Origin of the sequence: Streptomyces sp. H27-H5, from assembly GCF_026627505.1 — a bacterium.
Lineage (GTDB): Bacteria > Actinomycetota > Actinomycetes > Streptomycetales > Streptomycetaceae > Streptomyces.
The window spans coordinates 15,359-40,105 of sequence record NZ_JAPNLK010000076.1 but is presented as its reverse complement, the minus strand read 5'-3'; the positions used below and the strand labels follow the sequence as shown (position 1 = coordinate 40,105).

General features: G+C 73.4%; 25 protein-coding genes. 11 read left to right on the top strand and 14 right to left on the bottom strand.

Annotation, left to right across the window (positions count from 1 at the left end; translation table 11 throughout):
* Nucleotides 1-190 (bottom strand): hypothetical protein (locus OTB19_RS30625; protein ID WP_267801884.1); only part of this gene is annotated, 190 nt, incomplete at its 3' end.
* On the opposite strand from OTB19_RS30625, the gene OTB19_RS30620 reads away from it, so the two are divergent.
* The 3 genes from OTB19_RS30620 to OTB19_RS30610 all read left to right on the top strand — a co-directional run bounded on the left by OTB19_RS30620 (nt 189) and on the right by OTB19_RS30610 (nt 3,161).
* Entirely contained in the window at nt 189-1,622 is a 1,434-nt protein-coding gene (locus tag OTB19_RS30620) for a DUF2252 domain-containing protein (protein WP_267801882.1), read from the top strand. The genes OTB19_RS30625 and OTB19_RS30620 overlap by 2 nt on opposite strands.
* Before the next feature lie 50 nt (nt 1,623-1,672).
* Nucleotides 1,673-2,629: a hypothetical protein gene (locus OTB19_RS30615; protein WP_420716950.1), complete on the top strand. Its 957-nt coding sequence runs from the start codon at nt 1,673-1,675 to the stop codon at nt 2,627-2,629.
* Nucleotides 2,630-2,816: 187 nt separating this feature from the next.
* On the top strand, nt 2,817-3,161 hold the full coding sequence (locus OTB19_RS30610) for a rhodanese-like domain-containing protein (RefSeq protein WP_267801881.1): 345 nt from the start codon (nt 2,817-2,819) through the stop codon (nt 3,159-3,161).
* Between the two features lie 52 nt (nt 3,162-3,213).
* On the opposite strand, the gene OTB19_RS30605 is transcribed toward OTB19_RS30610, so the two are convergent.
* The 6 genes from OTB19_RS30605 to paaA all read right to left on the bottom strand — a co-directional run bounded on the left by OTB19_RS30605 (nt 3,214) and on the right by paaA (nt 8,137).
* Nucleotides 3,214-4,356, bottom strand: coding sequence for an acyl-CoA dehydrogenase family protein (locus OTB19_RS30605; protein WP_267801879.1), 1,143 nt, complete (start codon nt 4,354-4,356; stop codon nt 3,214-3,216).
* Nucleotides 4,357-4,477: 121 nt separating this feature from the next.
* Nucleotides 4,478-5,605 (bottom strand): 2Fe-2S iron-sulfur cluster-binding protein, encoded by a 1,128-nt coding sequence (locus tag OTB19_RS30600; protein ID WP_267801878.1) that lies wholly within the window; start codon nt 5,603-5,605, stop codon nt 4,478-4,480.
* Nucleotides 5,606-6,091, bottom strand: a complete 486-nt coding sequence (gene paaD, locus OTB19_RS30595; RefSeq protein ID WP_267801890.1) for a 1,2-phenylacetyl-CoA epoxidase subunit PaaD — start codon at nt 6,089-6,091, stop codon at nt 5,606-5,608. It abuts the gene before it with no gap.
* Nucleotides 6,092-6,105: 14 nt separating this feature from the next.
* Nucleotides 6,106-6,855 carry a 1,2-phenylacetyl-CoA epoxidase subunit PaaC gene (gene paaC, locus OTB19_RS30590; protein WP_267801877.1) on the bottom strand — a complete coding sequence of 250 codons (750 nt, stop codon included), beginning with the start codon at nt 6,853-6,855 and terminating at the stop codon, nt 6,106-6,108.
* Nucleotides 6,852-7,136 (bottom strand): 1,2-phenylacetyl-CoA epoxidase subunit PaaB, encoded by a 285-nt coding sequence (gene paaB, locus OTB19_RS30585; protein WP_053675581.1) that lies wholly within the window; start codon nt 7,134-7,136, stop codon nt 6,852-6,854. Before paaB ends, paaC begins: the two co-directional genes overlap by 4 nt.
* Entirely contained in the window at nt 7,133-8,137 is a 1,005-nt protein-coding gene (gene paaA / locus OTB19_RS30580; RefSeq protein ID WP_385640302.1) for a 1,2-phenylacetyl-CoA epoxidase subunit PaaA, read from the bottom strand. Before paaA ends, paaB begins: the two co-directional genes overlap by 4 nt.
* A 147-nt stretch (nt 8,138-8,284) precedes the next feature.
* Between paaA and OTB19_RS30575 the strand changes: the two genes are divergently transcribed.
* From OTB19_RS30575 to OTB19_RS30565, 3 genes are read left to right on the top strand one after another with little or no spacing between them, the layout of a single operon-like run.
* On the top strand, nt 8,285-9,007 hold the full coding sequence (locus OTB19_RS30575) for a DUF5819 family protein (RefSeq protein ID WP_420716949.1): 723 nt from the start codon (nt 8,285-8,287) through the stop codon (nt 9,005-9,007).
* Entirely contained in the window at nt 8,995-10,194 is a 1,200-nt protein-coding gene (locus OTB19_RS30570) for an HTTM domain-containing protein (RefSeq protein WP_420716948.1), read from the top strand. The genes OTB19_RS30575 and OTB19_RS30570 overlap by 13 nt, the downstream gene beginning before the upstream one ends.
* Before the next feature lie 53 nt (nt 10,195-10,247).
* Complete coding sequence (locus tag OTB19_RS30565) at nt 10,248-11,030, top strand: TrmH family RNA methyltransferase (RefSeq protein ID WP_267801875.1); 783 nt, start codon at nt 10,248-10,250, stop codon at nt 11,028-11,030.
* Here the strand turns inward: OTB19_RS30565 and paaN are convergent.
* On the bottom strand, nt 11,027-12,709 hold the full coding sequence (gene paaN, locus OTB19_RS30560) for a phenylacetic acid degradation protein PaaN (RefSeq protein WP_267801874.1): 1,683 nt from the start codon (nt 12,707-12,709) through the stop codon (nt 11,027-11,029). The two genes, OTB19_RS30565 and paaN, sit on opposite strands and share 4 nt — an antisense overlap.
* 167 nt (nt 12,710-12,876) lie before the next feature.
* On the opposite strand from paaN, the gene OTB19_RS30555 reads away from it, so the two are divergent.
* Together OTB19_RS30555 and OTB19_RS30550 are read left to right on the top strand one after the other, a co-directional pair.
* Nucleotides 12,877-14,436, top strand: a complete 1,560-nt coding sequence (locus tag OTB19_RS30555) for a 3-hydroxyacyl-CoA dehydrogenase (RefSeq protein ID WP_267801872.1) — start codon at nt 12,877-12,879, stop codon at nt 14,434-14,436.
* Complete coding sequence (locus OTB19_RS30550; RefSeq protein WP_267801871.1) at nt 14,433-15,020, top strand: TetR/AcrR family transcriptional regulator; 588 nt, start codon at nt 14,433-14,435, stop codon at nt 15,018-15,020. Before OTB19_RS30555 ends, OTB19_RS30550 begins: the two co-directional genes overlap by 4 nt.
* Before the next feature lie 266 nt (nt 15,021-15,286).
* On the opposite strand, the gene OTB19_RS30545 is transcribed toward OTB19_RS30550, so the two are convergent.
* The gene (locus OTB19_RS30545; RefSeq protein ID WP_267801870.1) at nt 15,287-15,886 is read right to left on the bottom strand and encodes an Lrp/AsnC family transcriptional regulator; all 600 of its coding nucleotides are present in this window, start codon (nt 15,884-15,886) and stop codon (nt 15,287-15,289) included.
* Nucleotides 15,887-16,064: 178 nt separating this feature from the next.
* Here OTB19_RS30545 and pdhA point away from each other — a divergent pair, with 178 nt between their 5' ends.
* Genes pdhA through OTB19_RS30530 form a run of 3 tightly spaced genes read left to right on the top strand, consistent with a single transcriptional unit; the run spans nt 16,065 to nt 19,539 of the window.
* On the top strand, nt 16,065-17,195 hold the full coding sequence (pdhA, locus tag OTB19_RS30540) for a pyruvate dehydrogenase (acetyl-transferring) E1 component subunit alpha (protein ID WP_267801868.1): 1,131 nt from the start codon (nt 16,065-16,067) through the stop codon (nt 17,193-17,195).
* A complete protein-coding gene (locus tag OTB19_RS30535) occupies nt 17,195-18,208 on the top strand; it encodes an alpha-ketoacid dehydrogenase subunit beta (RefSeq protein WP_267801866.1) in 1,014 nt (337 codons plus the stop codon). Before pdhA ends, OTB19_RS30535 begins: the two co-directional genes overlap by 1 nt.
* Nucleotides 18,208-19,539: a dihydrolipoamide acetyltransferase family protein gene (locus OTB19_RS30530; RefSeq protein ID WP_267801864.1), complete on the top strand. Its 1,332-nt coding sequence runs from the start codon at nt 18,208-18,210 to the stop codon at nt 19,537-19,539. The genes OTB19_RS30535 and OTB19_RS30530 overlap by 1 nt, the downstream gene beginning before the upstream one ends.
* Before the next feature lie 61 nt (nt 19,540-19,600).
* On the opposite strand, the gene OTB19_RS30525 is transcribed toward OTB19_RS30530, so the two are convergent.
* From OTB19_RS30525 to OTB19_RS30505, 5 genes are all read right to left on the bottom strand, one after another.
* On the bottom strand, nt 19,601-20,581 hold the full coding sequence (locus OTB19_RS30525; RefSeq protein ID WP_267801863.1) for an NAD(P)H-quinone oxidoreductase: 981 nt from the start codon (nt 20,579-20,581) through the stop codon (nt 19,601-19,603).
* A 45-nt stretch (nt 20,582-20,626) separates the two neighbouring features.
* Nucleotides 20,627-21,727, bottom strand: a complete 1,101-nt coding sequence (locus tag OTB19_RS30520) for a potassium channel family protein (protein ID WP_267801862.1) — start codon at nt 21,725-21,727, stop codon at nt 20,627-20,629.
* Nucleotides 21,715-23,055, bottom strand: a complete 1,341-nt coding sequence (locus OTB19_RS30515; RefSeq protein WP_267801860.1) for a molybdopterin molybdotransferase MoeA — start codon at nt 23,053-23,055, stop codon at nt 21,715-21,717. Before OTB19_RS30515 ends, OTB19_RS30520 begins: the two co-directional genes overlap by 13 nt.
* Nucleotides 23,052-23,915: an NTP transferase domain-containing protein gene (locus OTB19_RS30510; protein WP_267801858.1), complete on the bottom strand. Its 864-nt coding sequence runs from the start codon at nt 23,913-23,915 to the stop codon at nt 23,052-23,054. Before OTB19_RS30510 ends, OTB19_RS30515 begins: the two co-directional genes overlap by 4 nt.
* 221 nt (nt 23,916-24,136) lie before the next feature.
* Nucleotides 24,137-24,676, bottom strand: coding sequence for a bacterial proteasome activator family protein (locus OTB19_RS30505; RefSeq protein ID WP_267801856.1), 540 nt, complete (start codon nt 24,674-24,676; stop codon nt 24,137-24,139).
* Between the last annotated feature and the right edge of the window lie 71 nt (nt 24,677-24,747).

Here is a 24,747-nt window from a genome sequence, read left to right as displayed (position 1 = left end):
CGGCACCGACATCGGCCACCCCAACGACGCCTTCGACACCGCCGCCATCGTCCACCTCGCCGACCACGAGGCGTGACCGCACCCAACCCGCCCAACCGGAAAAGGACCTGCAACGCGCTGCACTAGATACGGTCGGGCCCGCATCGACGATGTGGCCGAGAACGACGTGACGGGTGGGGGCGGCAGGCATGGCGGCGGTACCGGGGCAGCGCGAGAGAGCGACTGACGTGACGGACGGCGGGCGGATCCCGGTGGTGGAGGGGTTCGCCCCCCGCGTCGAGGGGGGCTCCCCCAAGGAGGCCGGCAAGGCGCTGCGGCAGCGGGTGCCGCGTGCGGCGCACGCGCGGTTCGAGCCCCCGACCGACCGGCCCGACGCCGTGCGGGCCGTCGAGGAGTCCAATGTGGGCCGGGTCGCCGAGCTGACGCCGATACGGGTGGGGCGGATGGCCGCCAACCCCTTCGCGTTCCTGCGCGGGTCGGCCGGGCTGATGGCACACGACCTGTCCGGCGGTCCGGTGACCGGCGTCGGCGCGCAGATCTGCGGTGACGCGCACGCGGCGAACTTCGGCCTCTACGGGGACGCGCGCGGGCGACTGGTCATCGACCTGAACGACTTCGACGAGACCGAGTTCGGTCCCTGGGAGTGGGACGTCAAGCGGCTCGCGACCTCGCTGGTGCTGGCGGGCCGGGTGGCCGGGGCCGACGAGGACACCTGCCGTGCCGCGGCCCTGGACGCGGTGGGCGCGTACCGCCGGACCCTGCGGCTGCTGGCCAAGCTGCCGGCACTGGACGCCTGGAACGCCATCGCCGACGAGGAACTGGTCTCGCACGCCGACGCCCGCGATCTGCTCGGCACGTTGGAGCGGGTCTCGGAGAAGGCCCGGAACAACACCTCGGCCCGGTTCGCCGCCCGGTCGACGCAGGTCGGGACCGACGGACGGCGCCGCTTCGTGGACGCGCTGCCCGTGCTGCGCCGGGTCGGCGACGCCGAGGCGGCGGCCGTGGCGGCATCGCTCGGCCCGTACCTGCACACCCTTCAGGGGGACCGGCTGCCGCTGCTGGCCCGGTACGCGATCCACGACGTGGCCTTCCGCGTGGTCGGGACCGGGAGCGTCGGGACGCGCTCCTACGTGGTGCTGCTGCTGGACCACCGGGGAGAGCCGCTGGTGCTCCAGGTGAAGGAGGCCCGGCCCTCGGTACTGCTTCCCCACCTGCCCGCGCTGGGCTTCCACGCGGCGCCGGAGGAGCACGACGGGCGGCGGGTGGTGGCCGGTCAGAAGCGGATGCAGGTGGTCTCGGACATCCTGCTGGGCTGGACCACGGTGGAGGGGCGGCCGTTCCAGGTGCGCCAGTTCCGCAACCGCAAGGGCAGCGTGGACCCGGCGGCGCTGGCCGTGGACCAGATCGACGACTACGGCCGGATGACCGGGGCCCTGCTGGCCCGGGCGCACGCGCACAGCGTCGATCCCCGACTGCTGGCCGGGTACTGCGGCAAGAACGAGGAGCTGGACGAGGCGATGGCCGACTTCGCGGTGGCCTACGCGGACCGCAGCGAGGCCGATCACGAGGTCCTGGTGACGGCCGTGCGCAGGGGACGGATCGCGGCCGAGGCCGGGGTCTGAGTGTTTCACGTGAAACATCGGCCCGGCCGGACCGGCCTTAGGGTGGCCGGGTGAGCGAGCAGACCGAGCAGAGCGACCAGACAGTTCCCGAAGAGCCCGTCGAGTCCACCGGCGCCGGTGTCGGCGCGGGTGGGGCCGGTGCGTCCGGTCACGCCGGTGGCTCCGACGCTGCCGGTGACGCCGGTGGTGTCGGGGACGCCGCAGGAGCCGGTGACGCCGCCGGGGCCGGTGAGGAGCGGCCCGAGGCGCGGTTGGACCGGGCGGTGCGGGCGGCCGAGCAGGCGCTCATCGAGTTCGAGATCGCGGTGGAGACCTTCCGGGTGGAGGTCGAGAACTTCTCCCGCCTGCACCACCAGAAGCTCGGACCGATGTACTCGCGCCTCGACGAGCTGGACGCGTTGATCGCGGAGGCCAAGGCGGCGCGCAGCGGCGACCCCGAGGATCTGCGGCGGGCACACGAGGCACGCGCGCTGGTGATGCCGATGCCCGGTGTCGACGAGCTGTTCAACGACTGGCTGGACTCGGACGGGATGTCCGACGACGCGTCCGCCATGCTCACCGAGCGGTCCGTGCGGCCGCCGGAGCGGGTGCGACCGTCGGAGGAGGTGCGCAAGCTCTACCGCGAGCTGGTCCGCAAGGCACACCCCGACCTCGCGCAGGACGAGACCGAGCGCGAGCGACGCGACGCGTTCATCGTGCGGGTCAACGCGGCCTACGGGCGGGGCGAGGAACAGGCGCTGCGCGAGCTGGCCGAGGAGTGGGCGGCCGGCCCCGTGCCGGAGGCCGCCCGGCCGAGCGAGAGCGAGGAGCTGTACGCCCGGCTGGAGTGGCTGGCGGCGCGCAAGGAGCTGCTGGCGGCCGTGGCGCGGGAGCTGGAGGACAGCGCGATCGGGTCGATGCTGCGGATGGCGCCGGAGGATCCGGACCGGCTGCTGGAGGAGATCGCCGAGCAGCTGCTGGAGCGGGTGTCCGAGCGGGAGTCGGAGCTCGCCGAACTGGCCGGGTAGCGCGGAGCCGGCCGGACCGGCCGGCGCTCGCGGGCCGGTTCGGCGCGGCGTCGCGGAGTGCCGGTGCGGCGTCGCGGTGTGCCGGGAGATGCCTCGCGCGCAGGTGGGGCCGCTTCGGGTGGCTGGGGCGGCGGTGGGCGGTCGGATAGGTTGGCAGCCGGATTCGTGACGAGAGAAGGCGACAGCTATGAACTTCGGACCGCTTCCCTCGGTGGACGCCGCCGCGGTGCCCTCCGAAGGCTTTGTCCTGGACGTCCGTGAGGACGACGAATGGGCGGCCGGACATGTCGAGGGCGCGTTGCACATCCCGATGAGCGACTTCGTCGCCCGCTTCGGCGAGCTGACCGAGGCCATCGAGGACGGCGGCCGGGTGCACGTGATGTGCCGGGTCGGCGGGCGCTCCGCGCAGGTCACCCAGTACCTGGTGCGCCAGGGCATCGACGCCGTGAACATCGACGGCGGCATGCAGGCCTGGGACGGTGCCGGGCGCCCGATGGTGACGGACAACGGGAACCCGGCCTTCGTGCTGTAGCCCGCTCCGCGGGGGTTCACCCTCTTCGGGGGTTGCCCCCGCAGGAGTTCGCTCAGGCGAGGGGGTGGGCGGCCAGCAGGTCGCCCAAGGCCTCCTCGTGCGCCGCGGCCGGGCCCAGCTGGAGCTCCAGTTGCTTGGCCCAGGCGTGGTAGCGGTGCAGCGGGTAGTCGGTGTCGGCGCCGAAGCCTCCGTGCAGGTGTTGGGCGGTCTGCACGACCCGGCGTACGCCCTCCGAGGCCCAGATCTTGGCCACCGCGACGTCGCCGGCGATCGGCAGCGGCCCGCCCGCGCCGGCCGTCGCCGATTCGAGCCGCCAGGCGGCCTGCCAGAGGGTCACCTCCATGGCCCGCAGGTCGATGTAGCGGTCGGCCGCCTGGACGGCCACGGCCTGGAAGGTGGCCACGGGGAAGCCGAACTGCTCGCGTTTGCCGGTGTACTGGCTGGTCATCGTGAGCACGGCCTCCCCCAGCCCGAGCGCGAGCGCGCACGTGCCGGTGGTCAGCAGCCGGCGGAGCCCGTCCCAGGCGTCGGGCGCCTCGACGAGGTGCGTGGCGGGCACCCGTACGCCGTCCAGGGAGAGCTCGGCGAGCCGCTCCCCGCTCGTCGAGTACTGGTCCGCGAGGGTCACTCCCTCACCGGTGCGCGGCACCAGTGCGAGGACGGCCTCGCCCTCCCCGGCGTGGGCCGGGACGGCGATCCAGTCGGCGTTGTGTGCCCAGGCGACGGAGGTCTGCACCCCGTCCAGGACCCAGTGAGCGCCGTCCCGCCGTGCGGAGACGGCGAGTTCGGCGGGATCGTGGCCGGTGCGTCCGTGCGCGGCGGCGGTGAGGACGATCTCGCCCCGACCGGCGCCGGGCAGCAGGGCGGACGCCAGCTCGGGGCTGCCGTGGGCCTGGACGGCCATCGCGGTGGCGCAGTGCTCCAGCAGCGGTACCCGGGCCAGCACCTTCGCCGCCTCGCGGAGCACCAGGCACAGGGCGATGGCGTCGAGCCCCGCCCCGCCGTGTTCCTCGGCGAGGACCAGGCTCAGCAGGTCGGATCCGGCGAGCCTGGCCCACAGGGGGCGGTCGAAGTCGTCGGCCACGGCCCCGGGCGAGAGCGCGGGACTGGGCACGCCGTCGGGGGCGACGTCCGCGAACACGGCCCTCGCCGCCTCGACGGCCGCCTGCTGTTCCTCGGTGAAGGTGAAGTCCACTGCCTGTCCTCCCGAGTGCACCGGATCCCGTTCAGGTCTGACGGAGCGTCAAGATAGAACACGTTCCTCAAAATGCACAGCCCTGAGAAGGCGCGGCCCCGGGACAGGCGGTCCGGTCGGGTCAGCGGTCGAAGTCGATCTCCACTTCCTCCGTCACCGCGTGCGACTGGCAGGCCAGTACGAAGCCGGCGTCGGTCTCCTCCGTCTCCAGCGCGAAGTTGCGGTCCATCCGGACCTCGCCCGACACGAGGAACGCCCGGCAGGTCCCGCACACCCCGCCCTTGCAGGCGTACGGGGCGTCCGCGCGGTTGCGCAGCACCGCGTCCAGCAGGGATTCGCCGTCCTCGACCGGCCAGGTGCCCGAGCGGCCATCGAGCCGCGCCGTCACGCGGCCGCGAGTGGCGGCCGCGGCGCGGACCGGGGCGGCCGGGGCGGTGTCCTCGACGTGGAAGATCTCCTCGTGCACCCGGGCCCGGCCGACGCCCAGGGCGCCCAGGGCGCGTTCCGCGCCCTGCACCAGGCCGTAGGGGCCGCACAGGAACCAGCCGGTCACCTCGGCCACCGGCAGCAGCGCGGGCAGCAGCGCCGTCAGGCGCTCCTCGTCCAGCCGCCCGGACGGCAGCCCCGCCTCCTGCTCCTCCCGGGACAGGACGGTCACCAGCTGGAAGCGGTCCGGGTAGCGGTCCTTGAGGTCCGCGACCTCCTCCAGGAACATCGTCGAGGCGGCCGTACGGTCGCTGCGCACCAGGCAGAAGCGGGCGTCGGCCCGGGCCGACAGCAGCGAGGCGGCGATCGACAGCACCGGGGTGATGCCGCTGCCACCGACGATCGACGCGTAGTGCGCGGCGGCCGGCGCGGCCGCCGGGTCCAGCACGAACCGTCCGGCGGGGACCATCACGTCGAGCACGTCGCCGGCGGCGATCTCCTTGTGCGCGAACGTGGAGAACTCCCCGCCCTCCACCAGCCGCACCCCGACCCGCAGCAGCGCGGGACCCGCGGCGTCGGGCGCGGGCGAGCAGATCGAGTAGGTCCGGCGGACCTCCGTCCCCTCGGGGCCGCGCCGGCGCAGGGTGAGGTGCTGGCCGGGCGCGTGGAGGTACTCGGCGCGCAACTCCTGCGGCACGCTCAGCGTCAGGGCCACCGAGTCGTCGGTGAGCCGGTCGACCGCCGCCACCGTCAAGGAGTGGAACGCGCCGTGTCGTGCGGGGCGCGCGGACACCGGGGTGGGCGACGGCGGGGACACGGCCATCTAGAGCTCCTTGAAGTGGTCGAACGGTTCACGGCAGGCGACGCAGCGGCGCAGCGCCTTGCACGCGGTGGAGGAGAACCGGCTGAGCAGCTCGGTGTCGGTCGATCCGCAGTGGGGGCAGCGGACCGACAGGGTGAGCGGGACCGGTCCGCCGGCGGAGTGGGGGCGGGGCGGGGCGATGCCGAACTCGGCCAGCTTGCGGCGGCCTTCGGCGCTGATGTCGTCGGTCGACCAGGCGGGGGCCAGGACCGTCCGGACCCGGACCTCCGGTATGCCGTGGTCGGTCAGCACCCGCCGGATGTCGTCGGACATGGCCTCGATGGCCGGGCAGCCGGTGTAGGTCGGGGTGAGGGTGACCTCGACGTGCCCGTCGTCGTGCATTCGGACCCCGCGCATGACGCCGAGTTCGGCGAGGCTGAGCACGGGCAGCTCCGGGTCGGGGACCGACCCGGCCAGGTCGGCCAGCTCGGCCTCCAGCCGGGTCATCTCCGTGCCGGTGCTCACCACGACGCTCCCGGGTGGCTGCGGTGCAGGTGCTGCATCTCCGCGAGCATCCGCCCGAACGACTCGGTGTGCAGCCCCTCGCGGCCGGCGCCGGCGGCCCAGGCGCCCGTGCGCCGGCCCTCGGGCAGGGCGAGCCCGGCCCGCTCCAGGACGTCGCCCACGGCGGCCAGCCAGCGCTGCTCCAGGGCCTGCCAGTCCACGCCGTCGAGCCCGTCGATCGGCCGGAACATCTCCCCGGTGTACCGCCACAGCGCGGTCAGCGCGGTCAGCATCCGGGTGCGGCTCTCCTCGGTGCCGTCACCGAGCCGCAGCGTCCACTGCTCGGCGTGGTCGCGGTGGTACGCGGTCTCCTTGACGGCCTTGGCCGCCAGTGGGGCGAACGGGCCGTCGCCCGCGGCCAGCACCGTGTACAGCTCGTGCTGGTAGAGGGAGAAGTAGAGCTGGCGGGCGATGGTGTGGCCGAAGTCGCCGTTCGGCTGCTCGACCAGCTGGAGGTTGCGGAAGGACCGCTCGTCGCGCAGGAACGCCAGCTCGTCCTCGTCCCCGGCCATGGAGAGCAGGACGCGGGCCTGTCCGAGCAGGTCGAGGGCGATGTTGGCGAGGGCGACCTCCTCCTCCAGGACGGGAGCGTAACCCGCCCACTCGCCGAGGCGGTGGGACAGGATCAGCGCGTCGTCGCCGAGGGCGAGGGTGGCGGCGCGGAGCGCGGCGGGGCCGGTCGCGGTGGTGGTGTCGGTGCCGGTCACAGGTGACGCACCCCCTCGGGGATCTCGTAGAAGGTGGGGTGCCGGTACGGCTTGTCGGCGGACGGGGCGAAGAACGGGTCCCGCTCGTCTGGGGACGAGGCGGTGATCCCGGTGGAGGGCACCACCCAGATCGAGACGCCCTCGTTGCGCCGCGTGTACAGGTCACGGGCGTTGCGCAGGGCCATCTCCGCGTCCGGTGCGTGGAGGCTTCCGGCGTGCGTGTGCGAGAGGCCTCGGCGCGAGCGCACGAACACCTCCCACAGGGGCCAGTTCTGCGTCATACCCGTGCCTCGCTTTCGGTGCTTGCCTTGCTCGCTTGCTTCTCGGCGTACGCCGCGGCCGCGTCGCGGACCCAGGCGCCTTCCTCGTGGGCCGTGCGGCGGCGCGTGAGGCGTTCCTCGTTACAGGGGCCGTTGCCCTTGAGGACGTCCCAGAACTCGGCCCAGTCGATGGCGCCGAAGTCGTGGTGTCCGCTCTCCTCGTTCCACTTGATGTCCGGGTCGGGCAGCGTCAGGCCCAGCGCCTCGGCCTGCGGCACGGCGATGTCCACGAAGCGCCGGCGCAGCTCGTCATTGGAGTGCCGCTTGATCCGCCAGGCCATGGACTGCGCGGAGTGCGCCGACTCGTCGTCCGGCGGGCCGAACATCATGAGGGAGGGCCACCACCAGCGGTCGACGGCGTCCTGCGCCATCGCGTGCTGCTCCTCGGTGCCCTTCGAGAGCGCCATCAGCAGCTCGAAGCCCTGGCGCTGGTGGAAGGACTCCTCCTTGCAGATCCGGACCATGGCGCGGGCGTACGGGCCGTAGGAGCAGCGGCAGATCGGAACCTGGTTGGTGATCGCCGCGCCGTCCACGAGCCAGCCGATCGCGCCGACGTCGGCCCAGGTCAGGGTGGGGTAGTTGAAGATCGACGAGTACTTCTGCCTGCCCGAGTGAAGCTTGTCGAGCAGTTCGTCGCGGCTGGTGCCGAGGGTCTCCGCGGCGCTGTACAGGTACAGGCCGTGGCCGGCCTCGTCCTGGACCTTGGCCATCAGGATCGCCTTGCGGCGGAGCGAGGGCGCGCGGGTGATCCAGTTGGCCTCGGGCTGCATCCCGATGATCTCGGAATGCGCGTGTTGGGCCATCTGGCGGACCAGGGAGGCGCGGTACTCGTCGGGCATCCAGTCGCGCGGCTCCACTCGCTCGTCCGCCGCGACGGCGGCGTCGAAGGCAGCCAGCAGCTGGGCCCCGAGGTCGGCCCCCAGGGCTTCGTCATGCCCAGACTCCGGGGTCACTGTGACCATTCCGGGCCCCCTGTCAGAGTTTGTCGGCCGGCCGCCGGTCACCCGACCGACCGATCGTTCGGTTCGTCCTCTTCAATGGTGAGACGGCGGCCCGTAGGGTGTCAACCTCTGTGGGCAACCCTGTGGAATCCGGATGATCGGGGCGGGATGGATTCGAACGAGCGCGAGCCTTCGGAACAGCCCGTTCCGGAGGCCGTCACGCCGGGTGCGCCCGTGGGCACCGAGGCCGGTCCACCGGCCGTCGCACCGCCGCCCAGGGCGCCCGGGATCGCCGGTCTGTCCACCCCGTACCGGGTGGTCGTGGCCCTCGCGCTGGGGGTCGTCGCCGTGGCCGCCTGCGGGCACCTCGTGGCCGTCTTCCTGCACGTGGCCCCGTCCAACACGCTCAGCAAGCGGCACGCGAGCACGATCGATGCCTGGGTCTACCCCGAGTTCGAACAGAACTGGAAGCTCTTCGCCCCCAACCCGCTCCAACAGAACATCGCGGTCCAGGTGCGGGCCCAGGTACGGACCCCGGGCGGCGAGCTGACCACCGACGGCTGGCGCGACCTCTCCGCCGAGGACGGCGCGGCGATCCGACACAGCCTGCTGCCGAGCCACACCCGGCAGAACGAGCTGCGGCGGGCCTGGGACTTCTTCACCGGTTCCCACGACGAGAACAACAAGCCGAACGGCGACCGCGGCGCCTTGTCGGAGGAGTACCTGCGCCGCATCGCGATGGACCGGCTGGAGCCCCGGGAACGGGAGGGCGACCGGATCGTACGGATCCAGCTGCGCTCGGCGACGACCGCCGTGGCCGCGCCGAAGTGGAGCGACGAGCAGAGCGACACCCGGACCTACTACCGGGAGCTGCCGTGGTGGACGGTCTGACGCCGGGCGCGCGGGTGCGGGCCCGCGCCGCCGCCGGGCGGGCACTGGCGCAGGTCACCGGCCGGGCGCTGGGGCCGTACCAGAGCGCCGTGGTGCGCATCGGGTTCTCCGCGACCTGGCTGTTCTTCCTGCTGCGGGAGTTCCCCCACCGCCACGAGCTGTACGGGCCGGACAGTCCCTGGGGCTGGGGGATGGCCGAGCGGCTGATCGCCTCGAACCGGGCCTTCACGGTGCTGATGTGGACCGACGCGACCTGGTGGTTCGAGCTCGTCTACGGCGTGTCCGTGCTCGCGAGCGTGCTGCTGATGCTGGGCTGGCGGACGCGGGCGACGTCCGTGCTCTTCATGATCGGCGTGCTGTCCCTCCAGAACCGCAGCGTCTTCATGGGGGACGGCGGGGACAACGTCGTCCACCTGATGGCGATGTACCTCGTGCTCACCCGGTGCGCGCGGGTCTGGTCCCTCGACGCCCGCCGGGCACGGCTGCACGGCTCGGCCTCGGCCGGCGCGGCGGGGCCCGTGCTGTGGAGCGTGCTCGGACTGCTCTTCGGGTACGGGGCGGTGACCGGGCGGTTCGGCGCCGGCTGGCTCGCCGCCTTCGCGGCGCTGTGGGTGGTGCTCGGGCTGTGGTGGCTCGTCGACCGCTTCGAGCCGGAGGGGGAGGGCCGGGCCGTCCTTGACGTCCTGGCGAACCTGCTGCACAACGCGGGCATGCTGGTGATCATGGCGGAGGTCTGCCTGATCTACGCCACGGCGGGCTGGTACAAGATCCAGGGCTCGCGCTGGCAGGACGGCACCGCGCTGTACTACCCGTTGGGCCTGGACTACTTCACCCCCTGGCCGGGGCTGTCCGGGATGCTGGCGGGCAGCGGGACGATGGTGATGCTGCTGACCTACGGGACGGTCGCGGTACAGGTCGCCTTCCCGTTCACGCTGTTCAACCGGCGGATCAAGAACGTGCTGCTGGCGGTGATGATGCTGGAGCACGCCGGGATCGCGGTGCTGCTCGGACTGCCGTTCTTCTCGCTGGCGATGATCGCGGCCGACGCGGTGTTCCTGCCGACGGTGTTCCTCGTCTGGCTCGGCGTCCGGGCCGGCGCCCTGCGCCGGCGCGACCCGGCCGTCGAAGGGCCGCCGCCGGGCCCGCTCGACGTTCCGGCCCCGGCCCCGGCCGAGGTCGCGCGCTGACGGAGGCGCACGCCGGTCCCGGGGGCCCGGCGGGGGCCCGTAGGGTCGGCGGTATGAGTGAGCAGCACGGGGAGCCCGGACAGGTCGCGCGGGAGTGGCGGGAGGCCGCGGGGCGGGAGGACGTCGTCCTGCTCGACGGGTTCCACGCGCTGAAGCACGCGCTGCGCTTCGGCGCCCGGATCGAGGCCGTCGTCGCGGACGATCCCGAGGCCGTCGGGGTGCTCGCCGCCGAACTGGCCCCGGACGTGGAGGAACGGGTTCGCGGACTGGTGCGCGGGACGGAACTCAAGGGGTTGCTGGCCCGGGTGCACCCCACCGGAGTGGCCGCGCTCGCCGTGCGGCCGGACCGGGAGGCGGGCCGTGAGGCGCTGCGCAGGCCCGGCCGCGCCGCCCCGATCGTGGTCCTGGACAACCCGCGCAACCTCGGCAACGTGGGCGCCGTCGTCCGGCTCGCCGCCGGCTTCGGCGCCACCGGAGTGGTCACGCGGGGCGACCTCGACCCCTGGCACCCCAACGTGGTCCGGGCCGGCGCCGGTCTGCACTACGCGACCACCGTCGACCGGGTCGACCTGGAGGACCTGCCGCCCGGGCCCCTGTACGCGCTCGACCCGGAGGGCGAGGACATCCGTGCCCTCACCCTTCCGGACGACGCCCTGCTCGCCTTCGGCTCGGAACGCCACGGGATCTCGCCCGAGCTGCGGGCCCGCGCCGACCACCTGGTGTCCCTGCCGATGCGGCCGCAGGTCTCCAGCTACAACCTGGCCACCAGCGTGGCCATGACCCTCTTCCACTGGGGCGGGCCCCACCCCGACCAGGCCCATCCCGACCGGGCCTAGGCCTGGCGGCGGACCTCCACCACGCGGAACCGGTTCGCGACGAAGGCGCCGTCGCACAGGGCCGCGTTGGCGGCCGGGTTGCCGCCGGAGCCGTGGAAGTCCGAGAAGGCCGCCGTCTGGTTGACGAAGACCCCGCCGGTCAGGTTCAGCGACAACTGCGCCGACTCCTCCAGGCAGACCTCCTCGACGGCCCGCTCGGTGTCCGCCGACGTGGTGTACGCGCCCACGGTCATCGCGCCCTTCTCCCGCACCGTGCGGCGCAGCAGCTCCAGCGCGTCGGCCGTGGAGTCGACCGCGACCGCGAAGGACACCGGGCCGAAGCACTCCGAGAGGTAGGGGGCCTCCGGGTCGGCCTTGGCCGCGTCCAGCTTGACCATCACCGGCGTGCGGACCACCGCGTCCGGGAACTCCGGGTTGGCGACCTCGCGCGAGGCCAGCGCGACCTCGCCCAGGGCGGCCGCCGCCTCCAGCCGGGCCTTGACGTCCGGGTTGACCAGCGCGCCCAGCAGGGCGTTGGCGCGGGCGTCGTCGCCCAGCAGGCCGCCGACCGAGGCCGCGAGGTCGGCCACGACCTCGTCGTACGTCTTGTGTCCGGCGTCGGTGGCGATGCCCTCGCGCGGGATCAGCAGGTTCTGCGGGGTGGTGCACATCTGGCCGCTGTAGAGGGACAGCGAGAACGCCAGGTTGGACAGCATGCCCTTGTAGTCGTCGGTGGAGTCGAGGACGACGGTGTTCACGCCGGCCTTCTCCGTGTACACCTGCGCCTGGCGGGCGTTGGCCTCCAGCCAGTCGCCGAACTCCGTGGAACCGGTGTAGTCGATCAGCTTGATCTCGGGGCGCACGGCGAGCGTCTTGGCGATGCCCTCGCCCGGCCGCTCCACCGCCAGCGCCACCAGGTTCGGGTCGAAGCCGGCCTCGGCGAGGACCTCGCGGGCCACCCGCACCGTCAGCGCGAGCGGAAGGATCGCCCGGGGGTGCGGCTTCACCAGGACCGCGTTCCCGGTGGCCAGGGAGGCGAACAGGCCCGGGTAGCCGTTCCAGGTGGGGAAGGTGTTGCAGCCGATCATCAGCGCGATGCCGCGCGGCACGGCGGTGAAGGTCTTGCCGAGCTTGAGAGGGTCCTTCTTGCCCTGCGGCTTCTCCCAGTCGGTCTGCCCCGGGACGCGGACCTGCTCCGCGTACGCGTAGGCCACGGCCTCCAGGCCGCGGTCCTGCGCGTGGGGGCCGCCCGCCTGGAACGCCATCATGAAGGCCTGGCCGCTGGTGTGCATCACCGCGTGGGCGAACTCGTGCGTGCGGGCCGAGATCCGGGCGAGGATCTCGATGCAGACCACGGCGCGGGTCTCGGGCCCGGCGTCCCGCCAGGCGGCCATGCCCGCGCGCATCGCGGGCAGCAGCACCTCCGGGTCGGCGTGCGGGTACTCGACGCCCAGCTCGGGGCCGTACGGGGACACCTCGCCGCCGGTCCAGCCGTCGGTGCCGGGCTGGTCGAGTTCGAAACGGGTGCCGCGCAGCGCCTCGAACGCCGCGAGCCCGTCGGCCGGGGCGGTCTCCCCGTAGGCCTTGGGGTGCTCGGGGTGCGGGGACCAGTAGGCGCGGGTGCGGATGGCCGACAGCGCCTGGTTCAGGGTGGGACGGTGCTTCTCGGTCAGCTGGGGGACGGTGGGCTCGGCGGCCATCAGGGACCAACTCCTCGTTGAGCCGGGCAAGATCGGGCTGTCTCGCGGACTGGGATCAGGCAGGGGCGGGTGAAGAAGAGCAGACTGGAGTTAGAGTAACCGAACGATCGGTCGGGACAAGAGGGCCCGGCGGACCTGTGGACAAGTCGGTGCGGGAGGATCGGGTCATGACAGCAATCGAGCGGTCCCGCACTGTGGCGGTCATCGGCGCCGGCACCATGGGGCAGGGCATCGCCCAGGTCGCCCTCCTCGCAGGTCACCCGGTGCTGATCCACGACGTCAACGAATCCCTCGCGCGTGACGGCCTCGGCCTCGTCCAAGACCGCGTCGAGCGCATGGTCGCCAAGGGGCGCCTGGACCGCGCCGAGGCCGACGCCGCGATCGGCCGGATCGGCTGCGCCCGTGACCTCGCCGAACTCGCGGACGCCGGGCTCGTCATCGAGGCCGTCGTCGAGGACGTCACCGTCAAGCGCGCGCTCTTCGCCGCGCTCGAAGAGGTGGTTTCGCCGGACGCGCTGCTGGCCACCAACACCTCCTCCCTCTCCGTGACGGAGATCGCCGCGGGGCTCGCGCACCCCGGCCGCTTCCTCGGCCTGCACTTCTTCAACCCCGCCCCGCTGCTCCCGCTCGTCGAGGTGGTCAGCGGCTTCGCGACCGACCCGGCCGCCGCCGAGCGCGCGTACGACACCGTCCTGGGCTGGCGCAAGACGCCGGTCCGCTGCGCCGACACCCCCGGCTTCATCGTGAACCGGATCGCCCGCCCCTTCTACGCCGAGGCCTTCGCGGTGTACGAGGAGCAGGGCGCCGACCCGGCCACCATCGACGCCGTGCTCCGCGAGAGCGGCGGCTTCAAGATGGGCCCGTTCGCGCTGACCGACCTCATCGGCCAGGACGTCAACGAGGCCGTCACCCGCTCCGTCTGGGAGTCGTTCTTCCGCAGCCCCAAGTTCACCCCCTCCCTCGCACAGCGCCGGCTGGTCCAGTCGGGTCGCCTCGGCCGCAAGTCGGGCCACGGCTGGTTCCCGTACGGCGAGGCCGCCCCCGAGCCGGTCCCGCACACCGCGGGTCCCGAGGAGGCCCCCGACAAGGTCACCGTCGTCGGGGACCTCGGCCCGGCGTCCGCCCTGACGGACCTCCTGGAGGAGGCGGGGATCGCGGTCACGGCCACCGAGCACGGGGGCCCGTACATCCAGCTCCCCGGCGAGGGGCAGCTGGTGCTCGCGGACGGCAAGACCTCCATCGAGTTCGCGGACGTCGTCTACTTCGACCTCGCGCTCGACTACCGCGACGCCACCCGGATCGCCCTGTCCGCCGGCGAGGACACCACCGAACAGACCCTGGCCGAGGCGATCGGCCTGTTCCAGAAGCTCGGCAAGAAGGTCTCCGTCATCGGCGACGTCCCCGGCATGATCGTCGCCCGGACCGTCGCCATGCTGATCGACCTCACCGCCGACGCCGTCGCGCGCGGGGTCGCCGCCGCCGAGGACATCGACACCGCGATGCGACTCGGCGTCAACTACCCGATGGGCCCCGCCGAATGGCACGACCGGCTCGGCCGGGACTGGGCGTACGACCTCCTGCACCACCTCGACGAACGCTGTCCCGGCGGCCGCTACGCCCCCTCGCTCGCGCTCTACCGGCTCGGCTACGCGGCGGGCGACGAGGACGCGAGCGACGCGGGAACGGGCGGCACGGGCACGGCCGAGACGGAGGGGGACGCGGAGTGACGACGCCCCGACGGGACACCTACACACCGGAGACGCTGCTCTCCGTCGCGGTCCAGGTCTTCAACGAGCGCGGCTACGACGGCACCTCGATGGAACACCTCTCCAAGGCCGCGGGGATCTCCAAGTCCTCGATCTACCACCACGTCGCCGGCAAGGAGGAACTCCTGCGCCGGGCCGTCAGCCGGGCGCTGGACGGTCTCTTCGCGGTCCTGGAGGAGCCGGGCGCGGTACGCGGCCAGGCGGTCGAGCGCGTCGAGTACGTCACCCGGCGGACGGTCGAGGTGCTGCTCGCCGAACTCCCCTACGTGACCCTGCTGCTGCGGGTGCGCGGCAACACCCGGACCGAACGCTGGGCACTGGAGCGCCGCCGCGAGTTCGACCACGCGGTGGCCGACCTCCTCAAGGCCGCGGCGGCCGACGGCGACCTGCGCGCGGACGTCGACATCCGGCTCGCGACCCGGCTGCTCTTCGGCATGGTCAACTCCCTGGTCGAGTGGTACCGCCCCTACCCGGGCGCCGACCACGCCCAGCTCGCCGACGCGGTCGTCCACATGGCCCTGGACGGCCTCCGCGCCCAGAAGTGACCCCGGCGGGGCCGTGCGGCGGCGCGGGAGCCGCGCGGCGGCCGGGCCTCACCCGGACGGCCCAGGCGGGCGCGCGGGAGTGCCGGCGCCGCCCGAGGGACCGGGCTGCGGGGCGGCGCCCTCCGGGGCGCGTCACCCGAGGGCCCCGGCCGTCACTCGGAGGCTTCCGGGGCCATCGCCCCGAGGTCCCGGCGCATCGTGGCCCGCATGGCCCTGAGCAGCCCCCAGACGGCGTACTGGGCCTCGGCCGGGCCGGCCCCGGGCCCTTACGTCGGTTCCGGGTCGTCCGGGAGGGTGGGGGGTGGCGGGGGCGTGCCCGTGTCGAGGAGGTCCGTCTCCTCGAACACCAGCAGCGTGCGGGTGGACAGGACCTCCGGGATGGACTGGAGGCGGGTGAGCACCAGCTCCCGCAGGGTGCGGTTGTCCGGCGTGTGGACCAGCAACAGGACGTCGAAATCTCCGCTGACCAGGGCGATGTGCGCCGCGCCCGGGAGTTCGCGGAGCTGCTCGCGCACGGTCCGCCAGGAGTTCTGGACGATCTTCAAGGTGATGTAGGCGGAGGCCCCCTGGCCCGCCCGCTCGTGGTCGACCCGCGCCGTGAAGCCCCGGATGACCCTGTCGTCGATCAGCCGGTTGATCCGGGCGTACGCGTTGGCCCGCGACACGTGGACCTGCTCGGCCACCGACCGTATCGACGCCCTGCCGTCCGCCTGGAGGAGCCGCATGATCGACCGGTCGATCGAATCGAGCGGCCGGGGCGGCGGGGCGGGCGTCGCGGGGGGACCGGACGGGACCGGTGGGGAGCCCGTGACACCACCGGGTACGGCCGGCGCGGAACCGGCTCCGGCCATTTGTTCATCCGGCATTGCCCACTGCCTCCCTGCGTTGGACGTCCTGTACCCATCCCACGGCCCCGCCGCCACTTTGTCCACAGCCTGGAGCCGGCTGTAGCCAAATTGCGCGGACAACCGAACAATCGGTAGGTGAGGCGCCTCACACCCGGGGTGCTCCCTGCCCGCTTCCCACGAGGAGGTGTACGCCGCCATGACGGTCCAAGAGCTGCCCGGTGCCGGTGCGTCCCACCGTTTCACGCCGCCCGCCTGGAGTCCCCGTACGGATGCCGCCCCGCTGCTCCCGGACCCCGAGCCGTACCGGGTGCTGGGCACCCCGGCCGCCGACGGGCTCGACCCCGAGCTGATGCGCCGGTGCTACGCAGAGCTCGTGCGCGGCCGCCGCTACAACGCCCAGGCCACCGCGCTCACCAAGCAGGGCCGGCTCGCCGTGTACCCCTCGACCGTCGGCCAGGAGGCCTGCGAGATCGCCGCCGCGATGGTCCTGGAGGAGCGCGACTGGCTCTTCCCGAGCTACCGCGACACCCTCGCCGCCGTGGCGCGCGGGCTGGACCCCGTCCAGGCCCTGACGCTCCTGCGCGGCGACTGGCACACCGGGTACGACCCGCGCGAGCACCGGATCGCCCCGCTCTCCACCCCGCTCGCCACCCAGCTCCCGCACGCGGTCGGCCTGGCGCACGCCGCCCGACTGCGCGGGGACGACGTGGTCGCGCTCGCCATGGTCGGCGACGGCGGCACCAGCGAGGGCGACTTCCACGAGGCGATGAACTTCGCCGCCGTCTGGCAGGCCCCGGTCGTCTTCCTCGTGCAGAACAACGGCTTCGCGATATCCGTCCCGCTCGCCAAGCAGACCGCCGCCCCGACCCTGGCCCACAAGGCCGTCGGGTACGGAATGCCGGGCCGGCTGGTCGACGGCAACGACATCGCCGCGATGCACGAGGTGCTGTCCGAGGCGGTCCGGCGGGCACGCTCGGGCGGCGGCCCCACCATGATCGAGGCCGTCACGTACCGCATGGAGGCGCACACCAACGCCGACGACGCGACCCGCTACCGCTCGGACGCCGAGGTGGAGGCCTGGAAGGCGCACGACCCGGTGGCCCTGCTGGAGCGCGAACTGACCGCGCGCGGCCTGTTGGACGCGGAGGGCATACAGGTGGCGAAGGACGCGGCCGACGCGATGGCGGCGGCGCTGCGCGACGGGATGAACGCCGATCCGGTGCTCGACCCGATGGACCTCTTCGCGCACGTCTACGAGGAGCAGACCGACCGGCTGCGCGAACAGGCCGAGATGCTGCGCGCGGAACTCGAAGCGGGGAACGAGTGATGACGACCACCACCGCGGCCAAGCCCGTCGCCAAGCCGGCGACCATGGCCCAGGCCCTGGGCCGGGCGATGCGCGACGCGATGGCCGAGGACCCGACCGTCCACGTGATGGGCGAGGACGTCGGCACGCTCGGCGGGGTCTTCCGGATCACCGACGGGCTCGCGAAGGAGTTCGGCGACGACCGCTGCACGGACACCCCGCTCGCGGAGGCCGGCATCCTCGGCGCCGCCGTCGGCATGGCCATGTACGGGCTGCGGCCGGTCGTGGAGATGCAGTTCGACGCGTTCGCCTACCCGGCCTTCGAGCAACTGATCTCGCACGTCGCGAAGATGCGCAACCGCACCCGCGGCGCGATGCCGCTGCCGATCACCATCCGGGTGCCGTACGGCGGCGGGATCGGCGGCGTCGAGCACCACTGCGACTCCTCCGAGGCGTACTACGTCGCCACCCCCGGCCTGACCGTGGTCACCCCGGCGACCGTGGAGGACGCGTACGGGCTGCTGCGCGCGTCCATCGCGAGCGACGACCCGGTGATCTTCCTGGAGCCGAAGCGGCTGTACTGGTCGAAGGCCGACTGGTCGCCCGACTCCCCGGCGGCCGTGCCCGGCATCGGCAAGGCCCTGGTCCGCCGGGCGGGCACGAGCGCGACGCTGATCACCTACGGGCCCTCCCTGCCGGTGTGCCTGGAGGCCGCCGAGGCGGCCCGCGAGGAGGGCTGGGACCTGGAGGTCGTGGACCTGCGCTCGCTCGTTCCGTTCGACGAGGAGACGGTCGTCGCCTCCGTGCGACGCACCGGGCGCGCGGTGGTGGTCCACGAGGCCGGCGGCTTCGGCGGACCGGGCGCGGAGATCGCCGCCCGCGTGACGGAGCGCTGCTTCCACCACCTGGAAGCGCCGGTGCTGCGGGTGACCGGGTTCGACATCCCGTACCCGCCGCCGATGCTGGAGAAGCACCACCTGCCGGGCGTGGACCGGATCCTGGACACCGTGGCCCGCCTGCAGTGGGAGAACTGATGCCGCAGGTACTGGAGTTCAAGCTGCCGGACCTCGGCGAGGGACTGACCGAGGCGGAGATCGTCCGCTGGCTGGTGGCGGTCGGCGACGTCGTCGAGATCGACCAGCCGGTGGTCGAGGTGGAGACGGCCAAGGCGATGGTCGAGGTCCCGTGTCCCTACGGCGGTGTGGTCACCGCCCGGTTCGGCGAGGAGGGGACGGAGCTGCCGGTGGGGGCTCCGCTGATCACCGTCGCCGTGGGAGCGGGCACGGAGCCGACGGAGAGCGCCGCACCGGCGTCCTCCGGTTCCGGGAACGTGCTCGTCGGCTACGGCACGGACCACTCCCGTCCGGCGCGCCGCCGGCGGGTCCGCCCGGCGGCCGCCGGGTCGCGGCCGCCCGCCGCGGCCGGCCTCGCCCCCGCTGTCGCCCCGGTCGCCGTGGCCGCTTCCGCCCCGGTCGCCGTGGCGGTCGGGCCGGTTCCGGTGATCTCGCCCCTGGTGCGCAAGCTGGCCCGGGACAACGGGCTCGATCTACGGGCGCTCAGCGGGTCCGGGCCCGAGGGCCTGATCCTGCGCGCGGACGTCGAGGCGGCCCTGAGGGCGCCGCGGTCGACGGCCGAGCCGGTCGCCCCGGCGCCGGTCCCCGTCGCCGCCGTCGCGGGCGAGGTGCGGATCCCGCTCAAGGGCGTACGGGGAGCCGTCGCCGAGAAGCTCTCGCGCAGCCGGCGGGAGATCCCCGAGGCCACCTGCTGGGTCGACGCGGACGCCACCGAACTGATGGCCGCGCGGACCGCGATGAACGCCGCGGGCGGGCCCAAGATCTCGGTACTGGCCCTGCTGGCCCGGATCTGCACGGCCGCCCTCGCCAAGTACCCGGAGCTCAACTCCACCGTGGACCTGGCGGCGAAGGAGATCGTCCGGCTGCCGTCGGTGCACCTCGGCTTCGCCGCGCAGACGGAACGCGGCCTGGTCGTCCCGGTGGTCCGGGACGCGCAGACCCGCAACCCCGAGACGCTGTCGGCGGAGTTCGGGCGACTGACGGAGTTGGCGCGGGCCGGGAAGCTGGCCCCGTCCGACCTCACGGGCGGGACGTTCACCCTCAACAACTACGGGGTGTTCGGGGTGGACGGCTCCACGCCGATCATCAACCACCCGGAGGCGGCGATGCTGGGGGTGGGCCGGATCATCCCGAAGCCGTGGGTGTACCGGGGCGAGCTGGCCGTCCGTCAGGTCGTACAGCTGTCACTGACGTTCGACCACCGGGTCTGCGACGGGGGTACGGCCGGCGGCTTCCTGCGGTACGTGGCCGACTGCGTCGAGTCGCCCGCCGTCCTGCTGCGCTCGCTGTAGCACCGACCCGTTCCGGGGCCGCCGTACGCGGCTCCGGGACGGGTCGGCACGGCTTCGCCGGTCAGGTCGTGGTCAGCAGCAGTTTGCCGACGTGCGCGCTGGACTCCATGACCCGGTGGGCCTCGGCGGCGTCCCGCATCGGGTGGGTGGCGTGCACGATCGGGCGCACCCGGCCGGTCGTCACCAGCGGCCACACGTGCTCCCGTACCGCCGCGACGATCGCCGCCTTCTCCTCCAGCGGGCGGGCCCGCAGCGAGGTCGCGGTGATCGCCGCCCGCTTCGCCAGCAGCGCGCCCAGGTTCAGCTCGGCCTTCACCCCGCCCTGGAGCCCGATGATCGCGAGCCGGCCGTTGACGGCCAGGGCGTCCAGGTTCCGTGACAGGTACTTCGCGCCCATGATGTCCAGGATCACGTCCGCCCCCGCCCCGTCCGTCGCGGACCGCAGCTCCTCGACGAAGTCCTGCTCGCGGTAGTCGATCAGGATGTCCGCGCCCAACTCCGCGCAGCGCGCCAGCTTCTCCCTGCCGCCGGCCGTCACCGCCACCCTCGCGCCGATCGCCTTGCCCAACTGGATCGCCATGGTGCCGATCCCGCTGGAGCCGCCGTGCACGAGCAGGGTCTCGCCGGGGCGCAGCCCCGCCACCATGAACACGTTCGACCACACCGTCGAGACCACCTCCGGCAGTGCGGCGGCCGTCACCAGGTCCAGGCCGTCGGGCACCGGCAGCAGTTGTCCCGCCGGGACGGCCACCCGCTCCGCGTACCCGCCACCGGCCAGCAGGGCGCACACCTCGTCGCCCACCGACCAACCGGACACTCCCGGACCGATCGCGGTGATCCGACCGGAGCACTCCAGCCCCGGGTACCGGGACGCGCCGGGCGGGGGATCGTAGAACCCCTGTCGCTGGAGGACGTCGGCGCGGTTCACGGCGCTCGCCGCGACCTCGACGAGCACCTCGCCCTCGCCTGCCACCGGATCGGGTACGTCGGCCCAGACCAGGGCCTCGGGGCCGCCGGGCTGTTCGATGGTGATCGCATGCATGGCCCGGAGGCTACGCGAACCGCTCCCCGCAGGCCGGCAACCCGCCTACTCCGCGGGCCCCAGGGTGGCCGGCTGCGTGTGCGGCGGCACCGCGCGGACGATGGTGATGACGCGGTCCGTGGACTGGAGCGGGCTCGCGTGCGGGTCGTCGTACGCCAGCAGCCGGTGGCCGCGCAGCACGCTCACCACGAGGTCCTCGGTCTCCCGGACCGACTTGCCGACCTCCGGCTTCCGGACGGGCCGTTCGATCAGGTCCAGGCCGCTGCCCTGCTGGATCAGATCCTCCATCACGGTGCCCGCGCTGGGGCTGAGCACCGACAGGCCCAGCAACCGGCCCGCCGCGCTCGCGCTCGTGATGACCGCGTCGGCGCCCGACTGGCGCAGCAGCGGGGCGTTCTCCTCTTCCCGCACCGCCGCGACGATCTTCGCGCCGCGGTTGAGTTGACGCGCGGTCAGCGTCACCAGGACGGCCGTGTCGTCCCGCTGCGTGGCGATGACGATCTGGCGGGCCTTCTGCACCTCGGCGCGGAGCAGCACGTCGGAGCGGGTGGCGTCGCCCACGACGCCCGTGAGCCCCTCCGCGTTGGCGATGTCGACCACCTTGGAGCTCGGGTCGACGACGACGACCTGCTCCCTGTGGAGGCCGGTGGCCAGCAGCGTCTGCAGGGCCGAGCGCCCCTTGGTGCCGAAGCCGATCACGACCGTGTGGTCACGCAAGTTCTTCCTCCAGCGGTTCAGCCGCCATTCTTCCCTGGTCCGCTCGGTGAGGACTTCCAGGGTGGTACCGACGAGGATGATCAGGAACAGCACGCGCAGCGGAGTGATCAGCAGGACGTTGAGCAGTCGCGCGCTGGCGCTGTACGGGACGATGTCGCCGTATCCGGTCGTCGACAGGGTGACGGTCGCGTAGTAGACGCAGTCGAGGAGGTCGATGCTGTCGTCCGCGTTGTCGTGGTAGCCGCCCCGGTCGAGCCACACGATCAGGACGGTCAGGCACATCACGAACAGGGCCATCAACAGGCGCCGGGTGACCTGCCGCAGGGGCTTCTCGACCTCCCGTTTGGGCAGTTTGACGCGCCGGGAGACGAGTTTCTCGTCCGCGCCCCGGGCCATGGCGTCATGGCCGTGCAGTTTCACGTGAAACATCCCCCCGCTGCCCACGGCAGATCGAGTACTTCGAGTTCCTGCCCGGACCGCGCGCCGCCGGTCGGTACGACGGCCAGCGCGTCGGCGGCCGCCACCCCCCGGAGCATCGCGGGGCCGTGATAGCGCAGCGGCACCGCGTGCTCGTCGGTCAGCAGCACCGGGACGAGCCGGGTGTCGTACGGGTGCCCCGGTACGTCCCCCTGAACCGCGACCGTGTACCGGGGGCGTTGCCGGCGCCCCGCGAGGGCCCGCAGCAGCGGCTCGGCCAGGGTCAGCAGCCCGGACACGGCGGCGAGCGGGTTGCCGGGCAGCCCCACCAGGTGGCGGCCGGCGGCCCGGTCCCCGAGCCGGGCCAGCAGCATCGGATGCCCGGGACGCACGGCGACCCCGTCGACGAGGAGTTCGGCCCCCGCGCGCCGCAGCACGGGACGCACGTGGTCGACGGGGCCGGAGGCGGTGCCGCCGGTGGTGACGATCAGGTCGGCGTCGGAGGTGGTGACGGCCTCGTACAGGGCCTCGGCCCCGGCGGGGTCGTCGCCGAGCCGCCGCGTTCCGATGACCTCGGCGCCCAGTCGGGTCAGCCACGGGCCGAGCATGGGGCTCAGGGCGTCGCGGATCAGGCCGTCGTGCGGGAGCCCCTCGATCAGCAACTCGTCGCCGAGTACCAGGATCTCCACGCGCGGCCGGGGGCGGGTCTCCAGCGCGTCGTACCCCGCGGCGGCCGCCAGGCCGAGCACCGCCGGGGTGACCAGGGAGCCGGCGGGCAGCAACAGGTCGCCGGAGCGGCACTCCTGGCCGCGCGGGCGGATGTCCTGGCCGGTGGCGACGGGCCGCTCGGCGAAAAGCTGGGAGCCGGCCTCGCGGGAGTGCTCGGAGCGGATCACGGCGGTGGTGTCGGCGGGGATCCGGGCCCCGGTGGCGATCCGTACGGCCTCGCCGTCCGCGAGGGGCTCGGGCCGCTCCGAGCCGGCCAGTACCCCGCCGTCCCGGACGGCCCACGGGCCGGGGCCGGCGACCGCCCAGCCGTCCATGGCCGAGGTGTCGAAGGACGGCAGGTCGGTGAGGGCGTCGAGGGGCCCGGTCAGCACCTCGCCGAGGGCGTCGGGGAGCGGGAGCCGGTGCGAGCGGGCCCGGACGCCGGAACCGGCCCGGGCGGCCGCCTCGCGGGCCCGGAGCCACGGCGCGGCGCGGTGCCCGCCGCCGTCCGGGGTGCGCGAGACGAGGGCCAGGGCCTCGTCGAGGGCCTGGTCGGCGGAGGAACCGGGGGACCCCTCGGGGCCGGGGGAGGCGGCTTCGGCCGGGACGCGCTCGGCGTCGGTACGGGTCATCCGGAGCCGGCTTCGGTGTTCTTCTCGGAGGTTTCCCCGTCCCAGCGCAGCGCCAGGTCGGCCGCCTTGCGGGAGGCTTCGGCGACGGCCCGGGCCGGGTCCGCGCCGGCGGCCTCGGCCCGGGCGGCCGCGTAGCCGATCAGGAAGGTGGTCAGCGGGGCGGCGGGCCGGGCGACGCCGTGGGCGGCGTCACGGGCGAGGTCGAGCAGGGTCTTGGTGTCGACGTCCACGTCGATGCCCAGCTCGTTCTTGACGGCGGTGATCCATTGATCCAGCACGGTCCCATGCTCTCTGATCCGGGCCCGGGCGTCCGCGAGATCGTCCCAGGTGTCGCAGTCGAAGGAGGCGAGTGGCGCAGTGGCGGTGACGGTCGCCACGTCGAGTCCGGCGGTGAGCTCGCGCAGCGGGAGGCCCGCCAAGTCGCCGTGTGCGGCGGCCAACCGGGCGAGCCCCGCACGGAGCGGCTCGGCGCGGTAGGAGGCCACCAGCGGTTGGTCCCGGCCGTCCGGATCCCGCAGCATCGCCCCGTCGGGGCCGGGCGCGTCCAGCAGGGACCGTACGGTGGCGCGGTCCAGGAACGGCAGGTCGGCGGAGAGCACGAGCACCCGCGCCGCGGTCGTCGCCCGCAGTCCGGCGTCCAGCGCGGCGACCGGTCCCCCGCCCGGCGGATCCTCGCGGGTCCAGCGCACGGGGCGCGAGGTGACCCGGGGCCCGCCGACGACGACGGTGGCGTCCGCGTCGACACAGGCGTCGAGGACCCGGTCGAGCAGGGCCCGGCCGCCGACGTGCAGGGCGGGCTTGTCGGCCCCGCCGAGTCGCCGGGCGGCGCCGCCTGCGAGGACGATGGCGTCGTAACTCATGCCTCCGAGTATGCGGGGGCGGTGTTGCGCGCGGGTTCCGCCACTTACCGGCCGCTTATCGCGCCGCTGTGAGGAACCCCCCCCCGTACGGCCGCCGTGAGACGCCCGCCCCGGACACGCGTCACCCCGGCGGAGCCGGGGCTCCACCGGGGTGTGGGTGTCCGGAGACGATCCGGGGTGTCCGGGATCGGGCCGCCGATCGGGCCGAAGGGCCGATCGGGCTACAGGTAGGGGCCGGAGCGGACCGCGCCGTGCGGACCCTCGTCGTCGTCCTCGTGCGAGGCGCCCGGAGGCAGAGCCCGCCGCATCTGCTCCAACTGTGCCCGCGCCGCCATCTGTTGCGCGAACAGGGCCGTCTGGATCCCGTGGAAGAGGCCCTCCAGCCAGCCCACCAACTGCGCCTGCGCGATCCGCAGTTCCGCCTCGGAAGGGATCGCCTCCTCGGTGAACGGCAGGGACAGGCGCTCGAGTTCCTCGACCAGCTCGGGAGCCAGGCCGTCTTCGAGTTCCTTCACCGACGCGGCGTGGATGTCCTTGAGCCGGACACGGCTCGCCTCGTCGAGAGGTGCGGCACGCACCTCTTCCAGGAGTTGCTTGATCATGCTGCCGATCCGCATGACCTTGGCGGGTTGTTCGACCATCTCCGTCACCGGGACCTCGCGCGACTCGTCATCGGCGCCGCCGACCGCCATCCCGTCCTGTCCCACGATCAGGACGTGCGGGGGGCTGTCCTGCGACCGTTCACTCCTCGGCATCTCCATGCCGTCATTCTCTCGCACACCTTCGTTCTCACACGGTGTGCCCCCGTACAGGCGTGATCCACCCTGTACGG